Genomic DNA, 21,892 nt, shown 5'->3' on the forward strand with positions numbered 1-21,892 from the left:
CAGACGAACCGCATTGCGGCGCGTCGATCGCATTCGGTCACGCAGCGCGACAACACATGCGTGTCCCGGCGAAGCGGACACCATCATACCATCGCGCGAGTCGATTTCTTTTTGCTTTCCGGCGCGTCTTTGGCGATCTCGGGCGCTTCGGACGCGGGAGACGAGCGCTGCCCGCCCTGCCGATGCACCCATGCCGACAGCACGCACGCGACGACGATGCACGCGCCGCCCGCCCATTCGCGCGGGCCGGGCACTTCGCCTGCGAAGAGCCACGCCGAGAGCGCGGTGACGACGAGTTCGAAGAGCATGATGATCGACGCGCGATTGGCCGGCACGCGCGCGAGCCCGATCTGCACGATCATGTTGTTGCCCGCGAGCACGACGCCCAGCCCGATCACGATCAGCGTCACGGTGGGCAACAGCGCGGCGGCGGGCGGCGCGGGCATCGGCTCGAAACACGTGACGAGCGACGCGATCAGCGCCGCGCCGCCGAAGATCACGGCCGTGCGCATCTCGGGCTTCATCGCGGGCAAGGTGCGCGTGACCTTGACGACGAGCACGTTGCTCATCGCGAAGCCCATGCCGCCCATGAGGCCCGCCCATTCCGCGAGATCGGCGGGCAGCGGCATGCCGAGCTCGGGCGACCACAGCATCGTCACGGCGCCCGCCAGCGAAAGCAGCGAGAGCGCCGCATCGGCGCGGGTCAGGCGCTCTTTGAGGATGAAGTGCGCGAAGATCGCGGTCCACGCGGGCGTCAGATAGAAGAGCAGCAGCACGCGCATCACCTGGCCGTGGATCGCGCCCCACACGAAACCGATATTGGTCACGCCCGCCGCCACGCCGAGCGCGACCAGCGGCCAGTGCCAGGAGAGCGTGCTGATCGAGCGGCGTTTCGCGAGCAGCACGAAGACGCACGCGGCGGCGCTCGTCGTCGCGCTGGCGGCCGTGCCGGAAAGGCCCATCGAGGCGAGCATGCGCATCGGATACCAGACGAGCCCCCACACCGACGCGCCCAGCATGATCGCGAGCGTCGGCCATGCATTACTGAGGCTGCGGGTCATGCCGGCGCCTCATCTGTTTTTGTTACGGTCATTCGTACTGTCGTCCTTCGTGTCGCGCGCCGCTGTCCGTTTCCGGGCCAAGGCCGCGCGCTATAATCCCAGGCTTGCTTCGCGTCCGTTCGATGTCTTCCGATGCCGCGCTCGCAGGCGCTTTTTGCCTCGCGCGCATCGCTCACTGCTTACCGGTCACGCCGTGAATCCACTTCTCAAGAAACTTCAGCCTTATCCGTTCGAAAAGCTTCGCGCGCTCTTCAAGGGCATCGAGCCGCGCGCGGGATTCACGCCGATCAGCTTCGGCATCGGCGAGCCGAAGCATCCGACGCCCGCGCTGATCCGCGACGCCGTGATCGATTCGCTCGACGGCCTCGCGTCGTACCCGGCGACGCTCGGCAGCGAGCCGTTGCGCGCGGCGATCGCGGCGTGGGTGATGCAGCGCTACGGCCTCGCATCGATCGATGCGGCGACGCAGGTGCTGCCCGTGTCCGGCTCGCGAGAAGCGCTCTTCGCGCTCGCGCAAACCGTGATCGACAGCCGCACGGCCAGCGCCGCCGAACCGCCCATCGTACTCTGTCCGAACCCGTTCTATCAAATCTACGAAGGCGCGGCCTTGCTCGCGGGCGCCGAGCCGTATTTCGTCAACTGCGATCCGGCGCGCAACTTCGCGTGCGACTATTCCGCGGTGCCCGATCACATCTGGGCGCGCACGCAACTGCTCTACGTGTGCTCGCCGGGCAATCCGACGGGCGCGGTGCTCACGCTCGACAACTGGCGCGAACTTTTCGCGCTGTCGGACAAACACGGCTTCGTGATCGCGTCGGACGAGTGCTATTCGGAGATCTATTTCGACGAAGGCCATCCGCCGCTCGGCGGCCTCGAAGCGGCACGGCTGCTCGATCGCGGTTTCGATCGCCTCGTGATGCTGTCGAGCCTGTCGAAACGTTCGAACGTGCCCGGCATGCGCTCGGGTTTCGTCGCGGGCGACGCGTCGGTCCTGAAGGATTTCCTGCTCTATCGCACGTATCACGGCGCGGCGCTGTCGACGGTGTTTCAGCGCGCGAGCGTCGTCGCATGGCAGGATGAAACGCACGTGCGCGACAACCGCGCCAAGTATCTGAAAAAATTCCAGACAGTCACGCCGATGCTCGCCGACGTACTCGACGTGCGCCTGCCCGACGCCGCGTTCTACCTCTGGGCGAACGTTTCGGGCACCGGGCTCACGGATACCGAGTTCGCGGCGCGCCTGTACGCCGACTATAATGTGACGGTTCTGCCGGGCTCTTTTCTCGCTCGCTTCGCGCACGGCACGAATCCCGGTGAAGGTTTCGTGCGTATCGCGCTCGTGGCCGAAATCGCGGAATGTGTCGAAGGAGCCCGCCGCATCGTCGAATTCTGCCGCTCGCTCAAGTCCTGACTGACGTTGAGCGCAGCCGGTCCAATCCTCCATCCTTGATACCACTATGTCGCAACAACTTCAGAGCATCATCGATACCGCCTGGGAAAACCGCGCCGAGCTGTCGCCCAAGGCCGCGCCCGCCGAAGTCCGCGAAGCCGTCGCGCATGCCATCGAGCAGCTCGATAAAGGCCAGATGCGCGTTGCCGAGAAGCGCGACGGCGACTGGGTCGTGAATCAGTGGCTGAAGAAAGCCGTGCTGCTCTCGTTCCGCCTGGAAGACAACGCGCCGATGCCCGCGGGCGGCTACTCCCAGTTCTACGACAAGGTGCCCTCGAAGTTCGCCAGCTACACGGCCGAAGACTTCGCTGCGGGCGGCTTTCGCGTCGTGCCGCCGGCCATCGCGCGCCGCGGCTCGTTCATCGCGAAGAACGTCGTGCTGATGCCGTCGTACACGAACATCGGCGCGTATGTCGATGAAGGCACGATGGTGGACACATGGGCCACCGTCGGCTCGTGCGCGCAGATCGGCAAGAACGTGCATCTGTCGGGCGGCGTGGGCATCGGCGGCGTGCTGGAGCCGCTGCAGGCGAACCCGGTCATCATCGAGGACAACTGCTTCATCGGCGCGCGTTCGGAAGTGGTGGAAGGCGTGATCGTCGAAGAAAATTCCGTCATTTCGATGGGCGTGTATCTCGGCCAGTCGACCAAGATCTACGATCGCGAAACCGGCGAAGTCAGCTACGGCCGCATTCCGGCGGGCTCGGTCGTCGTCGCGGGCAATCTGCCTTCGAAGGACGGCTCGCACAGCCTGTACTGCGCGGTGATCGTCAAGAAGGTCGATGCCAAGACGCGCGCGAAGGTCGGCCTGAACGAACTGCTGCGAGGCGACTGATCGTGGCGCGCGGCTCGACCCCGACCACGGTCGTCTACGGCATTCCGAATTGCGACACCGTGAAGAAAGCGCGCGTGTGGCTGGAAGAGCACGGCGTGCCGTTCGAGTTTCACGACTTCAAGAAGGCTGGCGTGTCGAACGCGCTGATCCAGGACTGGCTGAAGGACGTGCCGCTCGAGCAGCTCATCAACAAGCGCGGCACGACGTGGCGCGGCTTGTCGGATGTGCACAAGGCCGAAGCCGATACGACCGGCGGCGCGATCGCGCTGATGATCCACAAGCCGTCGATCATCAAGCGGCCGGTCGTCGTCGTGAACGGGCGCGTGAAGACGCTCGGATTTTCCGCCGAGCAGTACGAAACGCTCTTCGCCTGAAGTGAACGCGATGACTGTGAACTCGACGGTCATCGCAAGATTGCTACGAGTGCCGGCCTGCGCGCCGGCATTTTTTTATCGCATCGATTCAATACGACCATGTCCGGCACCCTCTCCCTCACCGAAGCGCTGATCGAACGCGCATCCGTCACGCCCGACGATCAGGCTTGTCAGGCGCTCATGATCGAGCGGCTTGCGGCGATCGGCTTCGAATGTGAAACGATCCGATCGGGCGGCGTCACCAACCTGTGGGCCGTGAGGCGCGGCACGGACGCGTCGGCCAAATTGCTCGCGTTCGCCGGCCACACCGATGTCGTGCCGACCGGCCCGCTCGAACAATGGACCTCGCCGCCCTTCACGCCCACTCACCGCGACGGCAAGCTCTTCGGCCGCGGCGCGGCGGACATGAAGGCGTCGCTCGCGGCGTTCGTCGTGTCGAGCGAAGAGTTCGTCGCAAAGCATCCGGAGCATCGCGGCACGCTCGCGTTTCTCATCACGAGCGATGAAGAAGGCCCCGCGACCGACGGCACGATCAAGGTCGTCGAAGCGTTGCAGGCGCGCGGCATACGGCTCGACTACTGCATCGTCGGCGAGCCGACATCGAACGCCACGCTCGGCGACATGGTCAAGAACGGCCGGCGCGGCTCGATGACGGGCAAGCTCGTCGTCAAGGGCGTGCAGGGACACATTGCGTATCCGCATCTCGCTAAGAATCCGGTGCATCTGCTCGCGCCCGCGCTCGCAGAACTCGTCGCCGAGCGCTGGGACGACGGCAACGAATACTTCCCGCCGACCACCTGGCAAGTGTCGAACCTGCACTCCGGCACCGGCGCGACCAACATCATTCCCGGCCACGCCGAACTGATGTTCAACTTCCGCTTCTCGACGGCGAGCACGGTCGAAAGCCTGCAAAGCCGCGTGCACGCGATTCTCGACCGGCACGGCCTCAACTACGATCTGACATGGATCGTGAGCGGCCTGCCCTTTCTCACGCCGCGCGGCGCGCTGTCGGAGGCGCTCGAAAAAGCCATCGCCGATGAAACCGGCGTGCGCACCGAACTGTCTACCACGGGCGGCACCTCCGATGGACGCTTCATCGCGCGCATCTGCGATCAGGTCGTGGAGTTCGGCCCGCCCAACGGCACGATTCACAAGATCGACGAGCATGTCGAAGTGCGCTTCATCGAGCCGTTGAAGAACGTGTACCGGCGCGTGCTCGAAGCACTGATTGCCTGAATTCAATCTCACACAATAAAAAGGAGCCTTCGATGGCGCTGCCCTTCACCACCGTGCGCGACCTGCTGCGCTTCGGCGTCTCGCGCTTCACCGAAGCAGGCCTGTCGTTCGGCCACGGCTCGGCCAATGCCTACGACGAAGCCGCGTATCTGATCCTGCATACGCTGCATCTGCCGCTCGACACGCTCGACCCGTTCCTCGACGCGCGCCTGCTCGACGAGGAAATCGACGCCGTCATGAAAGTGATCGAGCGCCGCGCGAAGGAACGCATTCCCGCCGCGTACATCACGCAGGAAGCCTGGATGCACGGCCGCCGCTTCTATGTCGACGAGCGCGTGATCGTGCCGCGCTCGTTCATCGGCGAACTGCTGCAGGACGGCTTGCAGCCGTATGTCGCCGATCCGGATCAGGTCACGCGCGTGCTCGAACTGTGCACCGGCTCGGGCTGTCTTGCGATTCTCGCGGCGCAGGCCTTCGAGAACGCCGATGTCGATGCCGTCGACATCTCCGCCGATGCGATCGCGGTCGCGCGCCGCAACGTCGACGAATACGGACTCGGCGAGCGCGTGAGTCTCTACGAAGGCGACCTGTACGCGCCGCTGCCGTCCGCGCGCTACGAGGTGATCATCACCAATCCGCCGTACGTCAACGCGCAGGCGATGCAGGCGCTGCCGGAAGAGTACCGCCACGAGCCCGAACTCGCGCTCGCGGGGGGCGCGGACGGCATGGACGTCGTGCGGCGCATCGTGCGCGACGCACGCAACTGGCTGACCGAGGACGGCGTGCTCGTCGTCGAAATCGGCAACGAGCGGCCGAATGTGGAAGCGGCGCTCGGCGGCCTCGATCTCGTCTGGCTCTCGACCAGCGCCGGCGACGACAACGTGTTCCTGATCCAGGCCGCCGATCTCCCGGCGTAAACCCTCTGCCTGACAGAACGTTGCGGCGACGCACGCTGCAACGTTCGCCAACACTTCGCGCGGAAGGGTTGGGTAAGATGGCAAATCGCCATTAGCGAAGCACTTCGCTCCCTCTCGCGCCTATGCAAGCATCCGACTGGCTACACCTCGGCACGCTCGTGATGGCCGCGCATGTCCTCGGCGTGATCGCCGCGATCCATGCCGTCATCAACACTCGCACGTCGCAAGGCGCGGTGGCGTGGGCGGTGTCGCTCGTCGCGATGCCTTACTTCACGCTGATTCCCTATCTCTTTCTCGGCCGCAGCAAGTTCGCGGGCTATATCGACGAGCGGCGGCTGGAAATCGAAATACTGCGCAGCCGCTCGAAACCCGCCGAATGGGACTCGGGCGCACGCAGCGATGCGCCCGAAACGGCAGCGCTCGTCGATGCCAGCGGCGCGCGCGGCGAGATCGCGCCGGGACCGGCGGCCTATCTCGGCAATCCGACCATCCGCACGTTGCAGCGTCTCTCCGGCATGCCGTTCCTGCGCGGCAACTCGGCGCGCGTGCTCATCAATGGCGATGCCACCTTCAACGCGATCCTCGAAGCGATCGCCGCGGCCGAACGCTATATCGTCGTGCAGTTCTTCATCGTGCGCGCCGACGAACTCGGCGACAAACTCAAGGACGCGCTCATCCAAAAGGCCCAGGCGGGCGTGCGCGTGTACTTCCTTTACGACAGCATCGGCAGCTTCGACCTACCGCATCGCTACGTGAACGCGTTGCGCGCGGGCGGCGTCGAGGCGCATCCGTTCGCGGCCACGCGCAAGTTCGTGCACCGCTTCCAGATCAACTTCCGCAATCATCGGAAGATCGTCGTGGTGGACGGCAAGTGCGCGTTCGTCGGCGGGCATAACGTGGGCGTCGAATATCTCGGCGGCAATCCGCGGCTTTCGCCGTGGCGGGACACGCACGTGGAAGTGCGCGGTCCGGCAGTCGCGAGCATCCAGTTCGTGTTCACCGAAGACTGGTACTGGGCGACGCAGCGTCTGCCCGAACTCGGCCCCGCGCCGCATTCGGACGGAAACATGCACTGCATGGTGCTGTCGAGCGGCCCCGCCGACAAACAGGAAACCTGCTCGCTCTTTTTCGTCGAGGCGATCAACGCGGCGCGCGAACGTATCTGGATCACGTCGCCTTATCTGATTCCCGACGAAGCCGTGTTCTCGGCGTTGAGGCTCGCGGTGATGCGCGGCGTGGACGTGCGCATCCTGATTCCGAGCCGGCGCGATCATCGCGTGGTGTTCGCGGCGTCACGGCTCTATGCGTACGATCTCGTCCAGGCGGGCGTGCGCATCTTCCGCTACCAGCCGGGATTTCTGCATCAGAAGGTCGTGCTCGTCGACGACATCGCCGCGTCGATCGGCAGCGCGAATCTCGACAATCGGTCATTTCGCCTGAACTTCGAGATCACGGTGCTGACGGTCGATCGCGCGTTCGCGAGCCAGGTCGAATCGATGCTGCTCGCGGACTTCGCGGAATCCTTCGAGATCGACAGCGACGACTATCGCGGCAAGGCGTTCTGGCGGCGCATGGCGATGCACGTCGCGCGCCTTTTCTCGCCGATCCTGTGAGCGCGCCCGACGCTCAGAGCAGCTTCTCGATGTCCTCGGTGATCGACTCCGGTTTCGTCTGCGGTGCATAACGCTTGATGACGCTTCCCTTGCGATCGACGAGAAACTTCGTGAAGTTCCATTTGATCGCTTCGATGCCGAGCAGGCCCGGCTCCTTGTCCTTCAGATATTTGTAGAGCGGATGCGCGTTCGCGCCGTTCACCTCGATCTTGGCGAACATCGGAAACGTGACGCCGTAGTTCTTCTCGCAGAAGGCGCCGATCTGCCCGGCGTCGCCCGGCTCCTGCTTGCCGAACTGGTTGCACGGGAAACCGAGCACCTCGAAACCGCGCGCCGAGAATTGCTGGTAGATCTCCTGCAAACCCTTGTACTGCGGCGTGAAACCGCATTCGCTCGCCGTATTCACGATGAGCAGCACCTTGTCGCGGTAGGTGTCGAGACCGACGGTCGCGCCGTCGAGTGTTTCGGCCGAGAAGCCGTAGATGCCTTCGTTGGCTGCGCTCATGGCGTGCTCCGCGAAATGAAGTCGATGAAAGATAGGCGATGCTAACCCGGCGCGCGTTCGTCTGCCATTGGCCGAACAGCCGACCCCTGCCTCGCAGGCGGTCCGGTCTAAAATAGCGCTTTCCATCAAAAGCCGCGCCCCTTCGCCGCCCCTCCGACGTGATCCGTTTCAATCAGTTCAGCTTGTCCCGCGGCACCAAGCCGCTCTTCGAAGACACGAGCTTCACGCTCAACCCGGGCGAGAAGGCCGGTCTCGTCGGCGCGAACGGCGCGGGCAAGTCCACGCTCTTTTCCGTGCTGCGCGGCGAGCTGCACGCGGACGGCGGCGACTTTTCGATGCCGCCGTCGTGGCGCATTGCGCATGTCGCGCAGGAAACGCCCGCCGTGGACCGCAGCGCGCTCGATTACACGCTCGACGGCGACACGCATCTGCGCGACATCGAAGCGCGTATCGCGGCGGCCTCAGCCGCGCACGAAGGCGCCGCCGAAGCCGAAGCCCACGCAGCCTTCGCCGACGCCGACGGCTACACCGCGCCCGCGCGCGCCGAAACGCTTCTGCTCGGCCTCGGCTTCACGCTCGAGCAGACGCGCGAGCCGGTAACGAGCTTTTCGGGCGGCTGGCGCATGCGGCTGAACCTCGCGCAGGCGCTGATGTGCCCATCCGATCTGCTGCTTCTCGACGAACCGACCAACCACCTCGACCTGGACGCCATCGTCTGGCTGGAAGACTGGCTCGGGCGCTATCCGGGCACGCTCGTCGTCATTTCGCACGATCGCGAGTTTCTCGATTCGGTCTGCAATGTCACGCTGCATCTGGAAAATCGTCAGGTGAAGCGTTACGGCGGCAACTACAGCCAGTTCGAAGTGCTGCGCGCGCAGCAGATCGCGCTGCAGCAAAGCGCGTATGAAAAGCAGCAGAAGACCGTCGAGCATCTGCAGAGCTTCATCAACCGTTTCAAGGCCAAGGCAACCAAGGCGAAGCAGGCGCAAAGCCGCGTGAAGGCGCTGGAGAAGATGGAGCTCATCGCGCCCGCGCATGCGAGTTCGCCCTTCACATTCGAATTCCGCGAGCCCGATGCCGCTCCGAATCCGATGATGGTCATGGAGAGCGTGCGCTGCGGCTATCACAACGACGCGGGCGGCGAGATTCCGATCGTCGAGGGCGTGACGCTGTCGATTCAGAACGGCCAGCGCATCGGTTTGCTCGGCGCGAACGGCCAGGGCAAGTCGACGCTCATCAAGACGCTCGCGCAGACGCTCGAACCGCTTTCCGGCGACGTGCGACAGGGCAAAGGCCTGCAAATCGGCTATTTCGCGCAGCATCAGCTCGAAACCCTGCGCCCCGACGATTCCGCGATTCAGCATCTCGCGCGCCTCGCGCCCGACACGCGCGAGCAGGAACTGCGCGATTTCCTCGGCAGCTTCAACTTTTCCGGCGAGATGGCGACGGCGAAAATCGCGCCCTTCTCGGGCGGCGAGAAGGCGCGGCTCGCGCTGGCGCTCATCATCTGGCAGAAGCCGAATCTGCTGCTGCTCGACGAGCCGACCAACCACCTCGACCTCGAAACGCGTCACGCGCTGACCATGGCGCTCGCGCAGTTCGAGGGCACGCTGATTCTCGTGTCGCACGACCGGCATCTGCTGCGCGCGACCACCGATACCTTCATGCTCGTCGCGAAGCATCGTCTGAATCCTTTCGACGGCGATCTCGACGATTACCGCGACTGGCTCCTGCAACACGCCGCCGAGACGCGTGCGGCGGCGAAGGAAGCGGGCGGCGCGGCATCGGGCGACGCGCAGGACAGCGGGCTCAATCGCAAGGAGCAGCGCCGGCAGGAAGCTCAGGAGCGGCAAAAGTTTGCGCATCTGAGGAAGCCGCTGCAATCGCGCATCGCGAAGATCGAGAAGGAGATGGAGAAGCTCAACGCGGAGAAGACGCAGCTCGATGCGTTCGTCGCCGAGCCCGCGAGTTACGAAGCCGCGATGAAGACGAAACTCACCGAGACGATCCGCCGTCAGGGCGAAGTCAATGCCCGCCTCGAAACGCTCGAAATGGAGTGGCTCGAAACGCACGAGGAACTGGAGCAGATCGGCTCATAACCGGAGATCGACGACTTGACGCCTTCTCTTACCGGCCTGCGCGTGCTCGATCTGACGCGGCTTCTTCCGGGTCCCGTCGCCACGTTGCGGCTCGCCGAGCTCGGCGCCGACGTGCTCAAGATCGAGCCGCCCGGCGAAGGCGACTACGCGCGCACGACGCTGCAAACCGAAGCCGACCGGCAAAACGACACGCCGAGCGCGTTCTATCGCATCGTGAATCGCGGCAAGCGGCAACTCACGCTCGATCTCAAAACGGACGAAGGCCGCGCGAAGCTGATCGAGCTCCCGCGCGACGCGGATGTTCTGGTCGAAAGCTTCCGCCCTTCGGTGATGGCGCGGCTGGGCGTCGGCTATGACGTGTTGCGCGACGCGAATCCGAAGATCGTCTATTGCGCGATCACGGGCTTCGGCAGCGACGGCCCGTTTGCGCACAAGGCCGGTCACGATCTGAACTACATCGCGTACGCGGGCGTGCTCGATCAGCTCGCGACGCGTGACGGCACGCCTGTCGCGCCGAATTTTCAGTTGGCGGATCTGCTCGGCGGCGCGCTTTCGGCCGTCATGGAAATACTCGCGGCGGCGTGGCATGTCGCACGCGGCGGCGAAGGGCGCTGCCTGAATGTCTCGATGACGCACGCGACGCACGCGCACAACGTGATGGCGCATATCGCGCTCGCCAATGCCAACGAAGCGGGGACGCGGGCCGGAGCGGGCCTCCTGAACGGCGGCGTGCCCTGCTACGACGTGTATCGCACGCGCGACGACCGCTTCGTCGCGGTCGGCGCGCTGGAACTGAAGTTCTGGCAGACCTTGTGCGAGGCGCTCGGCCGTCCCGACTGGGCGACGCGGCACTGGAGTCTCGGGCAGGCGATCGGCGGAACAGATGCGGCGGAATTGTCGGCGCAGCTTGCCGCGCGCTTTCGTGAACGCACACGCGACGAATGGATGACGCTGCTCGAGCCGCTCGATTGCTGCGTTGCGCCCGTGCTCACGCCCGCCGAAGCGGCGGCGCATCCGCTCTTTCGGGAAGCCTAACGCCGGGGCAGAACCTGGCGCGGCTGATGTTCGTCGTCGACGAGCACGTGCTTGCGGCCCGTCACATGCTGGCGAATGGTCGCGACGACCTGATCCTCGGTGATATCGGCCGCGACGACGCGGCGCGAGATCTGCCCTTGCTCGTCGATCCATTCGACGATCCGGCAACCGCTGCCCCAAGGCTGCTGAAGCGGCGCCGAGACGCGGCATCCGCGCAGATGGAACGCGGGCTTCGGCCGGGTTGATTTTGAGTGTTTCAATGCGTGGTCCTCTCGATCCTTCCAGCCACTTCGCCTTTTGAACTGCCTCGAGCAAAGTTGGCCAGGTCCGTAGCCCCGTAAGGATAGAAAAACCGCGCCTCGCTTGGGTTACATAGAGCAACCGGATTCTTACGCCCCGTTACGAAGGGCCCGATCACTTCGTCATTCGAGATCGCGGACCCGGTCGATTGCTTCCTCGATGCGGTCCACCGCGATCACCTTCAGGCCGTCGATCGCCTGTTTCGGCGCGTTCGCCTTCGGAATCAGCGCCATCGAGAAGCCGAGTTTGGCGGCTTCCTTCAGACGATCCTGACCGCGCGGCGAGGGCCGGATTTCGCCGGCCAGCCCCACTTCCCCGAACGTGATGAGGCCCTTGGGCAGCGGCTTGTTGCGCATCGACGAGTGAATGGCGAGCAGCACGGCCAGATCGGCGGCGGGCTCGGTGATCTTCACGCCGCCGACCGCGTTCAGGAACACGTCCTGATCGAAACACGCGATGCCCGCGTGCCTGTGCAACACGGCCAGCAACAGCGCGAGCCGGTTCTGCTCCAGACCGACGGCGAGCCGGCGCGGATTGGGCACGTGCGCCGTATCGACGAGCGCCTGCACCTCGACCAGAAGCGGCCGCGAACCTTCCTGCGTCACGAGCACGCACGAACCCGGCACGCTCTGCTCGTGTTGCGACAGGAACAGCGCCGACGGATTCGCGACGCCGCGCAACCCCTTTTCGGTCATCGCGAAGACGCCGAGTTCGTTGACCGCGCCGAAGCGATTCTTGAACGCGCGCACGAGCCTGAACGACGAATGCGTGTCGCCCTCGAAATACAGCACGGTATCGACGATATGTTCGAGCACGCGCGGCCCCGCGAGACTGCCCTCCTTCGTCACGTGCCCGACCATGATGATCGACGTGCCGGTCTGCTTGGCGATGCGCGTCAGTTGCGCCGCGCACTCGCGCACCTGTGCGACCGAGCCGGGCGCGGACGTCAGCGCTTCCGAGTAGATGGTCTGAATGGAGTCGATCACGGCGACTTCGGGCCGTTGCTCGTCGATGGTCGCCTGGATTTTTTCGAGCTGGATTTCCGCCAGCAGTCCGAGATCGCCAACCGCGCTCGCTTCGCCGATCAACCCGAGCCGCTGCGCGCGCAACGCGATCTGCGCGCCGGATTCCTCGCCGCTCACGTAGAGCGCGGGCCGCTCGCGGGCAATTTCCGCGAGCGATTGCAACAGCAGCGTCGATTTGCCGATGCCCGGATCGCCGCCGATCAGCACCACGCCGCCCGGCACCAGACCGCCGCCCAGAACGCGGTCGAACTCGCCGACGCCGGTCGTGAAGCGGGGCACGTCCGACGCCTCGATTTCAGCGAGCTTGCGCACCGGCGAACTCTTCGCGAGCGCCTGAAAGCGATGCGCCGACGCCGCCTGCTCCACCGATTCCACCAGCGTGTTCCACGCCCCGCACGCGGCGCACTGGCCCGTCCATTTCGGCGACTGTCCGCCGCATTCGCTACACGTATAGAGCGTTTTTGCTTTTGCTGCTTTCGCCACACAGAGCCTTGCTTCGAATTGCGTCGTTGACGCTGAAAGAGTTATTCCGCGCGCACCGGCACGCGCTGCGCGATCGCGCACATGAGTTCATAGCCGATGGTGCCCGCCGCGCTTGCGACGTCGTCGATCGGCAGATTCGCGCCCCACAGTTCGACGCGCGAGCCGATGCCCGCGCCCGGGCACGGCGTGAGATCGACGGTCAGCATGTCCATCGATACGCGGCCGACGAGCTTCGTCCTCACGCCATCGACGATCACCGGCGTGCCTTCCGGCGCCACGCGCGGATAGCCGTCCGCGTAGCCGCACGCGACCACGCCGACGCGCATCGATGTGCCCGCCGTATACGTCGAGCCATAGCCGATGCTGCTTCCCGCGTCCACCGTCTGCACGGCGATCAGCTCGGACTGGAAGGTCATCGCGGGCTTGAGACCCGTGCCGGCGATATCGGCGGTCACGCCCGACGGCGACGCGCCGTACAGCATGATGCCCGGCCGCACCCAGTCGACATGCGCGTCCGGGTGCCACAGCACCGCCGCCGAATTGGCGAGGCTGCGCGCGCCCGAAATGCCTTCCGCGCCGCGCTCGAACGCCTCCAGTTGATGCGCAATGCCGCGCGGGGCGTCGGCATCGGAAAAATGGGTCATGAGCGTGATCTGACCGATGCCCTGCACGGCGCGCGCCCGCTCCCACGCGGTACGGAACTTTTCCGGCGTGTAGCCGAGGCGGTTCATGCCGCTGTTCATCTTCAGCTGGATGTTGACGGGCTTCGAGAGGCGCGCCATTTCCAGCATGCGCAACTGCTCGTCGCAGTGCACGGCCGTAGTCAGGCTGTAGCGGTCGATCACGTCGATGTCGGTCGGCCGGAAAAAGCCTTCCAGCAAAAGAATCGGCCCCGCCCAGCCCAATTCACGCAACTTCGCGGCTTCTTCGAGGTCGAGAAGGCCAAAGCCGTCTGTTGCGCGCAAGCCGGGGAACGCTCGCGCGAGTCCGTGGCCATACGCATTGGCCTTGACGACGGCCCAGATCTTGGATTTCGGCGCGTACTTGCGTGCAATGGCGAGGTTGTTGGCGAGTGCGGCGGTGTGGATCGTTGCAGAAAGGGGGCGAGGCATGAGCGTTTGGTGGAATTGCAGTGAGTGCGGTCCAAAAGGTGAGCATACGACAGCGGGACGCGTCGCGCTGCTCCGACCGGGACACCTTGCGAATCAGTATCTTATGAGGAATCTCAGGCACGAACGTGTCATTTCTCGCGCGATCGAGATTACTGCTAGTCAGAATGCGCCTATTTTCGTGTTATAAAGCCGTGCGCACAACCCATTTCGAAAGGCATAAGCCCGAGCGCATGACAGGCGCCCGGGGCGGATCACCCGCAGTGAGGAAAGCTTCGGATCAGATGAAAAAAGGTTTTTACACCATCATGGCCGCGCAGTTTTTCTCTTCGCTGGCCGACAACGCTCTACTGATCGCTGCCATTGCACTGCTGAAAGACCTTCACGCGCCGAACTGGATGACGCCGCTGCTCAAGCTGTTCTTCGTCCTGTCGTATGTGATTCTCGCGGCTTTCGTCGGTGCTTTCGCGGATTCCCGGCCCAAGGGCCATGTGATGTTCGTGACCAACACGATCAAGGTCGTCGGTTGCCTGACGATGCTCTTCGGCGCCCATCCGCTGCTCGCGTACGGCATCGTCGGCTTCGGCGCCGCCGCGTATTCGCCGGCAAAGTACGGCATTCTCACCGAACTTCTGCCGGCCGACCGGCTCGTCGCCGCGAACGGCTGGATCGAAGGCACGACCGTCGGCTCGATCATTCTCGGCACCGTGATGGGCGGCGCGCTCATCAGCCCGCATATCGCGAGTCACCTGTTGTCGCTGAACATTCCGCGCATCCACACGCCCGCCGAAGCCGCGATGCTCGTGATCGTGCTGATGTACATCGTCGCCGCGATGTTCAACCTGCGCATTCCCGACACCGGCGCGCGCTATCCGAAGCAGGAAACGCGGCCGCTCAAGCTCATCACCGATTTCGCCGACTGTTTTCTCGTGCTGTGGCGCGACAAGCTCGGCCAGATCTCGCTCGCCGTCACGACGCTCTTCTGGGGCGCAGGCGCGACGCTGCAGTTCATCGTGCTGAAATGGGCCGAAGTGTCGCTCGGCATGACGCTTTCCCAGGCGGCGATCCTGCAGGCCGTGATCGCGGTCGGCGTCGCGGTGGGCGCGGTGCTCGCGGCCGCGCGCGTGCCGCTCAAGCGTTCGTTGAGCGTGCTGCCTGTGGGCATCATCATGGGCCTCGCCGTCATGCTGATGGCCTTCTACACGCGCCACCTCTTTCCAGCGCACTGGGGCATCTACTTCGGCAAGATGCACTTCCCCGGCTATCTGCTCGTCGCGTATCTGTTCCTGATGATCGTCGGCGGCCTGTCGGGCTTTTTCGTCGTGCCGATGAACGCGCTGCTCCAGCATCGCGGACACGTGCTGCTGTCCGCCGGACATTCCATCGCCGTGCAGAACTTCAACGAGAACCTCTCGGTGCTCGTCATGCTGTGCCTCTACGCGGTGCTCGTGTGGCTCGACATGCCGATCCAGTTCGTCATCGTGCTGTTCGGCTCGTTCGTCTGCCTGATGATGTACTTCGTGATGCGGCGGCATCAGGCCAATCAGCGCGCGTTCGATTCGGTCGCGCTGATCGGCGAAGCGCGGCACTGACACGTCGCGCGCCTTCATTTCGATCGACTCCATCATGCTCGCCGCCGACCTCTTCTCGTTCGTCAATCGCGTGCGCGAACGCGCGCCGCTCGTGCACTGCCTGACGAATCTCGTCGTCACGAACTTCACCGCGAACGTGCTGCTCGCGATCGGCGCCGCGCCGGCGATGGTCGTCGCGCGCGAGGAAGTCGGCGAGTTCGCGCCCATCGCCAATGCGCTGTCGGTCAATCTCGGCACGCTAGACGTGCCGCAGAGCCGCGCGATCCGCGCCGCTGTCGAGGCCGCCAACGGCGCGGGCAAGCCGTGGGTGCTCGATCCGGTCGCGGTCGGCCCGCTTGCGTTCCGCACGGAGTTCGCGCTCGATCTGCTCGATTCGAAGCCCGCGGTGATTCGCGGCAACGCGTCGGAGATCATCAGCCTGTCGGGCGGCGCCGCGAGCGGGCGCGGTGTCGACAGCACCGCCGCCACCGATGCCGCGCTCGATGCCGCGCAAGTCCTCGCGCTGAAGACGCAGGCCGTGGTCGCGGTGACGGGCCAGACCGATTACGTGACCGATGGCCGCCGCGTGATCGCGCTGTCGAACGGCTCGCCGCTGATGACGCGCGTGACGGGCGTCGGCTGCGCGCTCTCCGCGACGGTCGCGGCGTTCGTCGGCACGGCATCGGATCGCGACGAGTTCTGGGCCGCGACGGTCGCCGCGATCGCGTATTCGACCATCGCGGGCGAACTCGCCGCGCGCGACGCGGCCCTGCCCGGCAGTTTCGCCGTCGCGTATCTGGACCGGCTCGCCTCGCTCGATGCCGAAGCGTTCGAGAAAACGCTCGTGCAGCGCGACATCGTTTCCGGCTGATCATGCGCGCTTCGTTCGATCTCTCGCTCTATCTCGTGCTCGATCCCGTTCAGTGCGGCGGGCACGATGCCGCGATCGCCGTCGCGCGCGCCGCGCTCGAAGGCGGCGCGACCATCGTGCAACTGCGCGCGCCCGAATGGCACAAGCGCGCGTGGTTCGACCTCGCGCGCGCGGTGTTGCCGATCACGCGCGCGCACGGCGTGCCGTTCGTCATCAACGATCATGTCGATGTCGCGCTGGCCGTCGGCGCCGATGGCGTGCATATCGGGCAACGCGATCTTCCCGCCGATGCCGCGCGTCGGTTGCTCGGGCCGGATGCACTAATCGGGCTGTCGGTATCGAATCTCGATGAAACCGCGGACGCGCAAAAGCTCGCGGGCGTCATCGACTATCTCGGCGCGGGACCGGTGTACGCGACACCGACGAAAACCGACGCCTCCACACCCTGCGGCATCGACGGCCTCGCTGAAATCTGCGCCGCCGCGCGCTTGCCGACCGTGGCGATCGGCGGCATCCAGGCGCATAACGCCGCCGACGTGATGCGCGCGAAGCCCGCCGGTCTCGCCGTGGTCTCGGCCATCTGCAAGGCCGCCGATCCGCGCGAAGCCGCCGCGGCATTGCGTGCCACCGTCCTGCGCGCCCGAACCTGATTCCGCTATGTCCGCCACGAAAACCATTCCCAACGTGCTCACGATCGCCGGCTCCGACTCGGGCGGCGGCGCGGGCATCCAGGCCGATCTGAAGGCCTTCTCCGCGCTCGGTGCGTACGGCGCGAGCGTCGTCACGGCGCTCACCGCGCAGAACACGCGCGGCGTCACGGCGGTCCATGCGCCGGAACCGGCGTTCATCACCGCGCAACTCGACGCCGTGTTTGACGACATCCGCATCGATGCCGTGAAGATCGGCATGCTGGCGAACGCGGGCATCGTGCGCGCGGTCGCCGATGCGCTGAAGCGTCATCGGCCCGGACATGTTGTGCTCGATACCGTGATGATCTCGAAGAGCAATCACGCGCTGCTCGCGCCGGACGCGGTCGCCGCGCTGCGCGACGAACTGCTGCCGCTCGCGACGCTCGTCACGCCGAATCTGCCGGAAGCGGCGGCGCTGCTCGGCGTCGAAAGCGCCGTCGATGAAGACGCGATGGTCCGTCAGGGCGAAGCATTGCGCGCGCTCGGCGCGCAGGCCGTGCTGATGAAAGGCGGCCATCTCGCGTCATCCGACAGCCCCGACTGGCTCATCGAGGAGAACGGTTCGCTCAGACTCGGCGGCGCGCGCGTGCCGCTCAAGAACACGCACGGCACGGGCTGCACGTTGTCGTCGGCGATCGCCGCGCTGATCCCGCAAACCGATGATCTCGCGAGCGCGACGGCCGAAGCAAAGCGCTATCTGACCGGCGCGATCGAGGCGAGCGTGCGGCTCGACGTCGGTCACGGCGTCGGTCCGGTGCATCACTTCTATCGCTGGTGGTAAGCGGCGCGGCAATCAGGGCGCCGCTGCGGCGAACTCGCGCGCACGCGCGGGCCAGTCGTCCGGCACGATGAAACCGCGCGATTCCTCGATCCATTTCCCCGCGTCGTCACGCGCATAAGCCGCGATCATCGTCGGCGCGATGGTCGTTTCCAGACGCGCGCGGATCGCATCCGATTCCGCGATCAACGTCGTGGCGGCGGCCGCATCGAGACGCCGCGACGCGAGCCATGCCATGCGCGGCTGCACGACCCATGCGCGCGCATCGTCCGATACGTTCGCCCGCGCCTCGCGCCATTCCGACGCCGTCAGCCACCATCCGCGCAAATGACTCGCGCCGATCTCGGGCGCCGGCTCGACATGCGCGTCGCCGAGACCGTGATAAAAGAGCCGCCCCTTGATGAACAACTGCGCGCGCCACGGCCCTTCGAAGCCGAGCGCGGCGAATTCCGCGCGCGAGGTCATGGCGAGCTGATGCGTGACGAGCCGCGCGTGCTTCAGATCGAAGCGGTCCTGGAGATTCGGTCCGACATAGTCGGACAGACGCACGGCACTCGCGGCATCGGCATCGCCGATATGCAGGTAGAACTTCACCGCCAGTTCCCAGTGCAGCCGGACGCCGTTCGCCGATTCGAGCAGAAAATCGCATTCGCCGATGGTGCGCCGCTGGCGTCGCAACGGCACGTTCGCCGCGACGAGGCGCGCCGCCGGTCCGTGCGAGAGGAAGAATCGGATGAGGCTCTCGGCGTAGATGCCGAGGCGCGTGAGCTTGGGATCGCGCGCGTGATCGTGGAGCGGCTGCGGCGCGGCATCGAGCGTCGCGAGCCAGTCGAGCGTCGCGTCGCGCTCTTGTGTCGAGGCGAGCGGATGCGCGAGAGGCACGTCGCCCTCGCGCAATAGATCGGGCGCAAAAAGCAGCCAGGCGAGATCGCGGACCGTGACGTCGTCGAAACGATCGACGAGTCGCGTAAGCTCGCTCGTCTGCGTAACCATCAGATGCCGCCCTTCTGCGCTCCTTGCTCGACGCCGAGCGCGGCGAGCGCGGCGAGCGCCTCGCGATACGTGTTGCGCGCGAGGCAGAGATCGGCCCACGCCTTCGACTTGTCCTGAAGGCTGCGCAACAGATAGGCCGGGTGATACGTGACGATGACCGGCACGCCGCGATACTCGTGCACGCGTCCGCGCATCGACGCGATGCTGGCCTCGTTCTTAAGGAGACTTTGCGCGGCGAAGCGCCCCATCGCGACGATGACCTTCGGCTTCACGAGCTCGACCTGTCGTTGCAGATACGGCTCGCAGCGCGCGACTTCATCGAGTTCGGGATTGCGGTTGCCGGGCGGGCGGCACTTGATCACGTTCGCGATATAGACGTTCGACTGACGCGACAGCGTGAGCGCGCGCAGCATGTTGTCGAGCAGCTTGCCGGCCTGGCCGACGAACGGTTCGCCCTGCTTGTCCTCGTTCTCGCCCGGCGCTTCGCCGATCAGCATCCAGTCCGCTTCGCGATCGCCGACGCCGAAGACCGTGTTCGTGCGGCGCTCGCACAGCCGGCAGCGCTCGCAGTTCGCGACGCGTTCGGCGAGCGCATCCCAGTCGAGCGTGTGGACGTCGCTCGGTGCTTCGACGGCGGCGGCTTCGGCGTGCGCGGGCGCGTCGTCGGTCCAGGGAAGATCGTCGTAGGCGTCCAGCGGCGGTACGTCGGATTCCGGCTGCACGACCGGCGACGGCGGCTCGGCGGGCTTCGGCGCTTGCCGCATTTCGACGGGCGCGGGCGCTTCCGGCTCCGGCGCGGCGGATTCAACGGATTCAACCGACTCGACAGGCGCCACGGACACGACACCCCGTCGCACCCACACAGGCCCGAATCCCAGTTCCTCAATCAACGATTCATCGAGCGCCATGCGCACTCTCCTTCGAAAACGACAGACGCATGACGATTGCGTCCTCGCGCGAGCGATGCCGCGCGGGGTAATAGTTCTTGCGGCGTCCGATGGCCGTGAAGCCGAAGCGCTCGTATAGCTGGATCGCGCGCGGATTGGACGGCCGCACTTCGAGCAACACGCCTTCGAGCTTCTCCGTGCGCGTGATGCGCACCGCTTCGCGCAGCAGCGTGAGTCCCGCGCCCGCGCGCTGCGCCGCCGGCGCGACGCACAGGTTGAGCAGATGCATCTCGTCGACGACAGGCATCAGCACGCAATAACCGATGAGCGTGCCGGTCACATGGCGCAGGCACACGCCGTAATAGCCGTTACGCAGCGAATCCTGGAAATTGCCGCGGCTCCAGGGAAACTCGTAGGCGAGTTTTTCGACCGCGGCGACTTCGTCGAGGTCGGCTTCGGTCATCGGCGTGAGATACCGATCGGCCAGCAGCACCCCGCTCACCGAATCGCCTCCTCGCGAGCCCGCATGCGCTCCGCCGTCGTCTGGGCGACCTTGTCGCGCACGTATTCCGGCGCGGCGTGCTCGGGCGCGACCGTGCGACCCGCCCGCAACGCACGCAAGCCGATGAGCGCGAGCGGCAAAGCATGCGGCAACGCCTCACGATCGACACGCGCGGCGGCGGGCACTGCCGGCAGGCGATCGCCAAACGCCGCCGCTGCATTGCCGGCGAGCGTGAACGGCACGTCCGGCAGCGGCAGCGCGCCGGGTGCATCGAGTGCGGCGCCGTGCAGCGTGCGCCAATCGCCTGCGACGGCATCGAATTCGAAGTCGGCCCAGTACACCTCGTCCATGCGGGCATCGAGCGCCGCGAGTACGCGCGGCGGGACCGACGGATCGTTCAGCCGCGCGCCTTCCGCGCAGGCGAGCAGCGTGCTCACCGGCACGACCGGCACGCTCAGGCCAAACGCCAGCCCTTGCGCGACGCCCGTCGCGGTGCGCAGGCCAGTAAACGAGCCGGGGCCCGCACCGAATGCGATCGCGGCGCAATCGGCGAGCGCGAGACCGGCGTCATCGAATAGCTCGCGCACGGCGGGCAAAAGGCGTGTGCTCGAAACGGCGCCGGTCGCCTCGTGGCGAAACCAGACGCGCGTGTCGCCGTTTGAATACTGCGCTGCGACGGCAGGTTGAATGGCGGCGGATGCGGTGTCGGCGAGCAGGAGCGCGACGGAGCAAAACTCTGTCGACGTATCGAGGGCGAGCAAAACGGTGCGTGTCATAGCCGGTATTGTAATGCGGGACATGCGCCGCATTCGCGCCATCCGCACAGGCGTCGCGATCCGGATCGCGTCTGGTAGGCATCCTCGGTTGGAGGAAAGCCTCGACCTGTCTCGCCCGCCTCGCTTGCTAAGATCGTCCGGTCCTATCTCGATAAGAACGGAGAACGCATGACCGACATCGACCAGCAATTCGCTGCCGCCCAGACCGACGTAACCCAGTTGCCCGAGCGTCCCGGCAATCTCACGCTGTTGCGTCTCTACGCGTTGTTCAAGCAGGCGAGCGTAGGCGATGTGCAAGGCGACAAGCCGGGTTTCACGGACATCGCCGGCAAGTACAAATACGAAGCGTGGGCAGCGCTCGAAGGCACCCCCGCCGACGATGCGAAAGCGCGCTACGTGGAACTCGTCGAGTCGCTCAAGCGAGGCGAAGCGGCCTGACGCTCTTCCGGATGACACCCCGCGCCGTCGATGCCCTGCGATGGCGCGGCCACGCTTCAAAATGTGGCGCGGTGCAGCAAATTCAGATATACTTGCGGCTAGCGCTCGACTGCGAGTTGCCTGCTTCTTCGGCAAAGCCTCGCGCAGCAAGGCGCTTCGTAGCGTTTCGCCCCAATCCAGTTTAGAAACTGTCCCCTCCCTGCTAGGCCGTTGCGCGGTTTTATTGCGCGCAGTATGTTTCGCGGCCCGTCATGCACCAGGCTGACGTCAGCGCCCGTCGTTCATGTTCGAACGATAGAGCCTGCCGTATCCGATACAGCTTCTAACAAAACATGCTCGCCGCAC

22 protein-coding genes are annotated in these 21,892 nt (G+C 65.4%); 13 read left to right on the forward strand and 9 right to left on the reverse strand.

Going from position 1 to position 21,892, the window contains the following annotated elements:
* Nucleotides 1-83: 83 nt before the first annotated feature.
* Nucleotides 84-1,061, reverse strand: coding sequence for a DMT family transporter (locus ACEN42_RS09150; protein ID WP_371879755.1), 978 nt, complete (start codon nt 1,059-1,061; stop codon nt 84-86).
* 193 nt (nt 1,062-1,254) lie between these two features.
* Between ACEN42_RS09150 and dapC the strand changes: the two genes are divergently transcribed.
* From dapC to cls, 6 genes are all read left to right on the forward strand, one after another.
* Nucleotides 1,255-2,472, forward strand: coding sequence for a succinyldiaminopimelate transaminase (dapC, locus tag ACEN42_RS09155; RefSeq protein WP_371879756.1), 1,218 nt, complete (start codon nt 1,255-1,257; stop codon nt 2,470-2,472).
* Between the two features lie 46 nt (nt 2,473-2,518).
* Nucleotides 2,519-3,346 (forward strand): 2,3,4,5-tetrahydropyridine-2,6-dicarboxylate N-succinyltransferase, encoded by an 828-nt coding sequence (gene dapD, locus ACEN42_RS09160; protein ID WP_238287937.1) that lies wholly within the window; start codon nt 2,519-2,521, stop codon nt 3,344-3,346.
* A gap of 2 nt (nt 3,347-3,348) precedes the next feature.
* The gene (locus ACEN42_RS09165) at nt 3,349-3,720 is read left to right on the forward strand and encodes an ArsC family reductase (protein ID WP_250483500.1); all 372 of its coding nucleotides are present in this window, start codon (nt 3,349-3,351) and stop codon (nt 3,718-3,720) included.
* Between the two features lie 99 nt (nt 3,721-3,819).
* Nucleotides 3,820-4,956, forward strand: a complete 1,137-nt coding sequence (dapE, locus tag ACEN42_RS09170) for a succinyl-diaminopimelate desuccinylase (protein ID WP_371879757.1) — start codon at nt 3,820-3,822, stop codon at nt 4,954-4,956.
* A gap of 32 nt (nt 4,957-4,988) precedes the next feature.
* On the forward strand, nt 4,989-5,873 hold the full coding sequence (prmB, locus tag ACEN42_RS09175; protein WP_187604921.1) for a 50S ribosomal protein L3 N(5)-glutamine methyltransferase: 885 nt from the start codon (nt 4,989-4,991) through the stop codon (nt 5,871-5,873).
* Nucleotides 5,874-5,995: 122 nt separating this feature from the next.
* On the forward strand, nt 5,996-7,486 hold the full coding sequence (cls, locus tag ACEN42_RS09180) for a cardiolipin synthase (RefSeq protein WP_371879758.1): 1,491 nt from the start codon (nt 5,996-5,998) through the stop codon (nt 7,484-7,486).
* 13 nt (nt 7,487-7,499) lie between these two features.
* Here the strand turns inward: cls and ACEN42_RS09185 are convergent, their stop codons facing one another.
* The gene (locus ACEN42_RS09185) at nt 7,500-7,991 is read right to left on the reverse strand and encodes a glutathione peroxidase (RefSeq protein ID WP_371879759.1); all 492 of its coding nucleotides are present in this window, start codon (nt 7,989-7,991) and stop codon (nt 7,500-7,502) included.
* Between the two features lie 158 nt (nt 7,992-8,149).
* Between ACEN42_RS09185 and ACEN42_RS09190 the strand changes: the two genes are divergently transcribed.
* Together ACEN42_RS09190 and ACEN42_RS09195 are read left to right on the forward strand one after the other, a co-directional pair.
* On the forward strand, nt 8,150-10,090 hold the full coding sequence (locus ACEN42_RS09190; protein ID WP_371879760.1) for an ATP-binding cassette domain-containing protein: 1,941 nt from the start codon (nt 8,150-8,152) through the stop codon (nt 10,088-10,090).
* A gap of 15 nt (nt 10,091-10,105) precedes the next feature.
* Complete coding sequence (locus ACEN42_RS09195) at nt 10,106-11,125, forward strand: CaiB/BaiF CoA transferase family protein (protein WP_371879761.1); 1,020 nt, start codon at nt 10,106-10,108, stop codon at nt 11,123-11,125.
* On the opposite strand, the gene ACEN42_RS09200 is transcribed toward ACEN42_RS09195, so the two are convergent.
* The 3 genes from ACEN42_RS09200 to alr all read right to left on the reverse strand — a co-directional run bounded on the left by ACEN42_RS09200 (nt 11,122) and on the right by alr (nt 14,045).
* Nucleotides 11,122-11,385 carry a DUF2866 domain-containing protein gene (locus ACEN42_RS09200; protein ID WP_035503507.1) on the reverse strand — a complete coding sequence of 88 codons (264 nt, stop codon included), beginning with the start codon at nt 11,383-11,385 and terminating at the stop codon, nt 11,122-11,124. The genes ACEN42_RS09195 and ACEN42_RS09200 overlap by 4 nt on opposite strands.
* A gap of 162 nt (nt 11,386-11,547) precedes the next feature.
* Entirely contained in the window at nt 11,548-12,933 is a 1,386-nt protein-coding gene (radA, locus tag ACEN42_RS09205; protein WP_035503504.1) for a DNA repair protein RadA, read from the reverse strand.
* A 41-nt stretch (nt 12,934-12,974) separates the two neighbouring features.
* Nucleotides 12,975-14,045 carry an alanine racemase gene (gene alr / locus ACEN42_RS09210; protein ID WP_371879762.1) on the reverse strand — a complete coding sequence of 357 codons (1,071 nt, stop codon included), beginning with the start codon at nt 14,043-14,045 and terminating at the stop codon, nt 12,975-12,977.
* Between the two features lie 281 nt (nt 14,046-14,326).
* Between alr and lplT the strand changes: the two genes are divergently transcribed.
* The 4 genes from lplT to thiD are packed head-to-tail and all read left to right on the forward strand — an operon-like array spanning nt 14,327 to nt 17,954.
* Nucleotides 14,327-15,634 (forward strand): lysophospholipid transporter LplT, encoded by a 1,308-nt coding sequence (gene lplT / locus ACEN42_RS09215; RefSeq protein ID WP_035503501.1) that lies wholly within the window; start codon nt 14,327-14,329, stop codon nt 15,632-15,634.
* A gap of 34 nt (nt 15,635-15,668) precedes the next feature.
* Entirely contained in the window at nt 15,669-16,484 is an 816-nt protein-coding gene (gene thiM / locus ACEN42_RS09220) for a hydroxyethylthiazole kinase (protein WP_187604929.1), read from the forward strand.
* Between the two features lie 2 nt (nt 16,485-16,486).
* Nucleotides 16,487-17,134, forward strand: coding sequence for a thiamine phosphate synthase (gene thiE / locus ACEN42_RS09225; protein WP_371879763.1), 648 nt, complete (start codon nt 16,487-16,489; stop codon nt 17,132-17,134).
* A gap of 7 nt (nt 17,135-17,141) precedes the next feature.
* The gene (gene thiD, locus ACEN42_RS09230; protein ID WP_371879764.1) at nt 17,142-17,954 is read left to right on the forward strand and encodes a bifunctional hydroxymethylpyrimidine kinase/phosphomethylpyrimidine kinase; all 813 of its coding nucleotides are present in this window, start codon (nt 17,142-17,144) and stop codon (nt 17,952-17,954) included.
* A 12-nt stretch (nt 17,955-17,966) separates the two neighbouring features.
* On the opposite strand, the gene ACEN42_RS09235 is transcribed toward thiD, so the two are convergent.
* From ACEN42_RS09235 to tsaB, 4 genes are read right to left on the reverse strand one after another with little or no spacing between them, the layout of a single operon-like run.
* Nucleotides 17,967-18,944, reverse strand: coding sequence for a DUF1853 family protein (locus ACEN42_RS09235; protein WP_371879765.1), 978 nt, complete (start codon nt 18,942-18,944; stop codon nt 17,967-17,969).
* The gene (locus ACEN42_RS09240) at nt 18,944-19,852 is read right to left on the reverse strand and encodes a uracil-DNA glycosylase family protein (RefSeq protein ID WP_371879766.1); all 909 of its coding nucleotides are present in this window, start codon (nt 19,850-19,852) and stop codon (nt 18,944-18,946) included. The genes ACEN42_RS09235 and ACEN42_RS09240 overlap by 1 nt, the downstream gene beginning before the upstream one ends.
* A complete protein-coding gene (rimI, locus tag ACEN42_RS09245) occupies nt 19,839-20,333 on the reverse strand; it encodes a ribosomal protein S18-alanine N-acetyltransferase (RefSeq protein ID WP_187604934.1) in 495 nt (164 codons plus the stop codon). Before rimI ends, ACEN42_RS09240 begins: the two co-directional genes overlap by 14 nt.
* Nucleotides 20,330-21,109, reverse strand: coding sequence for a tRNA (adenosine(37)-N6)-threonylcarbamoyltransferase complex dimerization subunit type 1 TsaB (tsaB, locus tag ACEN42_RS09250; RefSeq protein ID WP_371879767.1), 780 nt, complete (start codon nt 21,107-21,109; stop codon nt 20,330-20,332). Before tsaB ends, rimI begins: the two co-directional genes overlap by 4 nt.
* A 168-nt stretch (nt 21,110-21,277) precedes the next feature.
* On the opposite strand from tsaB, the gene ACEN42_RS09255 reads away from it, so the two are divergent.
* On the forward strand, nt 21,278-21,547 hold the full coding sequence (locus ACEN42_RS09255) for an acyl-CoA-binding protein (protein WP_035503494.1): 270 nt from the start codon (nt 21,278-21,280) through the stop codon (nt 21,545-21,547).
* The last annotated feature ends 345 nt before the right edge of the window (nt 21,548-21,892 follow it).

The sequence above is a fragment of the Caballeronia sp. S22 genome, from assembly GCF_964261745.1.
GTDB lineage: Bacteria > Pseudomonadota > Gammaproteobacteria > Burkholderiales > Burkholderiaceae > Caballeronia > Caballeronia jiangsuensis.

Bases quoted from the DNA above. Each gene is read 5' to 3' on its own strand.
- lplT (WP_035503501.1), top strand. From the start codon at position 14,327: ATGAAAAAAGGTTTTTACACCATCATGGCCGCGCAGTTTTTCTCTTCG.
- dapE (WP_371879757.1), top strand. From the start codon at position 3,820: ATGTCCGGCACCCTCTCCCTCACCGAAGCGCTGATCGAACGCGCATCC.
- dapD (WP_238287937.1), top strand. From the start codon at position 2,519: ATGTCGCAACAACTTCAGAGCATCATCGATACCGCCTGGGAAAACCGC.
- ACEN42_RS09255 (WP_035503494.1), top strand. From the start codon at position 21,278: ATGACCGACATCGACCAGCAATTCGCTGCCGCCCAGACCGACGTAACC.
- thiE (WP_371879763.1), top strand. From the start codon at position 16,487: ATGCGCGCTTCGTTCGATCTCTCGCTCTATCTCGTGCTCGATCCCGTT.
- ACEN42_RS09240 (WP_371879766.1), bottom strand. From the start codon at position 19,852: ATGGCGCTCGATGAATCGTTGATTGAGGAACTGGGATTCGGGCCTGTG.
- alr (WP_371879762.1), bottom strand. From the start codon at position 14,045: ATGCCTCGCCCCCTTTCTGCAACGATCCACACCGCCGCACTCGCCAAC.
- ACEN42_RS09185 (WP_371879759.1), bottom strand. From the start codon at position 7,991: ATGAGCGCAGCCAACGAAGGCATCTACGGCTTCTCGGCCGAAACACTC.
- ACEN42_RS09150 (WP_371879755.1), bottom strand. From the start codon at position 1,061: ATGACCCGCAGCCTCAGTAATGCATGGCCGACGCTCGCGATCATGCTG.
- thiM (WP_187604929.1), top strand. From the start codon at position 15,669: ATGCTCGCCGCCGACCTCTTCTCGTTCGTCAATCGCGTGCGCGAACGC.
- cls (WP_371879758.1), top strand. From the start codon at position 5,996: ATGCAAGCATCCGACTGGCTACACCTCGGCACGCTCGTGATGGCCGCG.
- thiD (WP_371879764.1), top strand. From the start codon at position 17,142: ATGTCCGCCACGAAAACCATTCCCAACGTGCTCACGATCGCCGGCTCC.
- tsaB (WP_371879767.1), bottom strand. From the start codon at position 21,109: ATGACACGCACCGTTTTGCTCGCCCTCGATACGTCGACAGAGTTTTGC.
- ACEN42_RS09235 (WP_371879765.1), bottom strand. From the start codon at position 18,944: ATGGTTACGCAGACGAGCGAGCTTACGCGACTCGTCGATCGTTTCGAC.
- prmB (WP_187604921.1), top strand. From the start codon at position 4,989: ATGGCGCTGCCCTTCACCACCGTGCGCGACCTGCTGCGCTTCGGCGTC.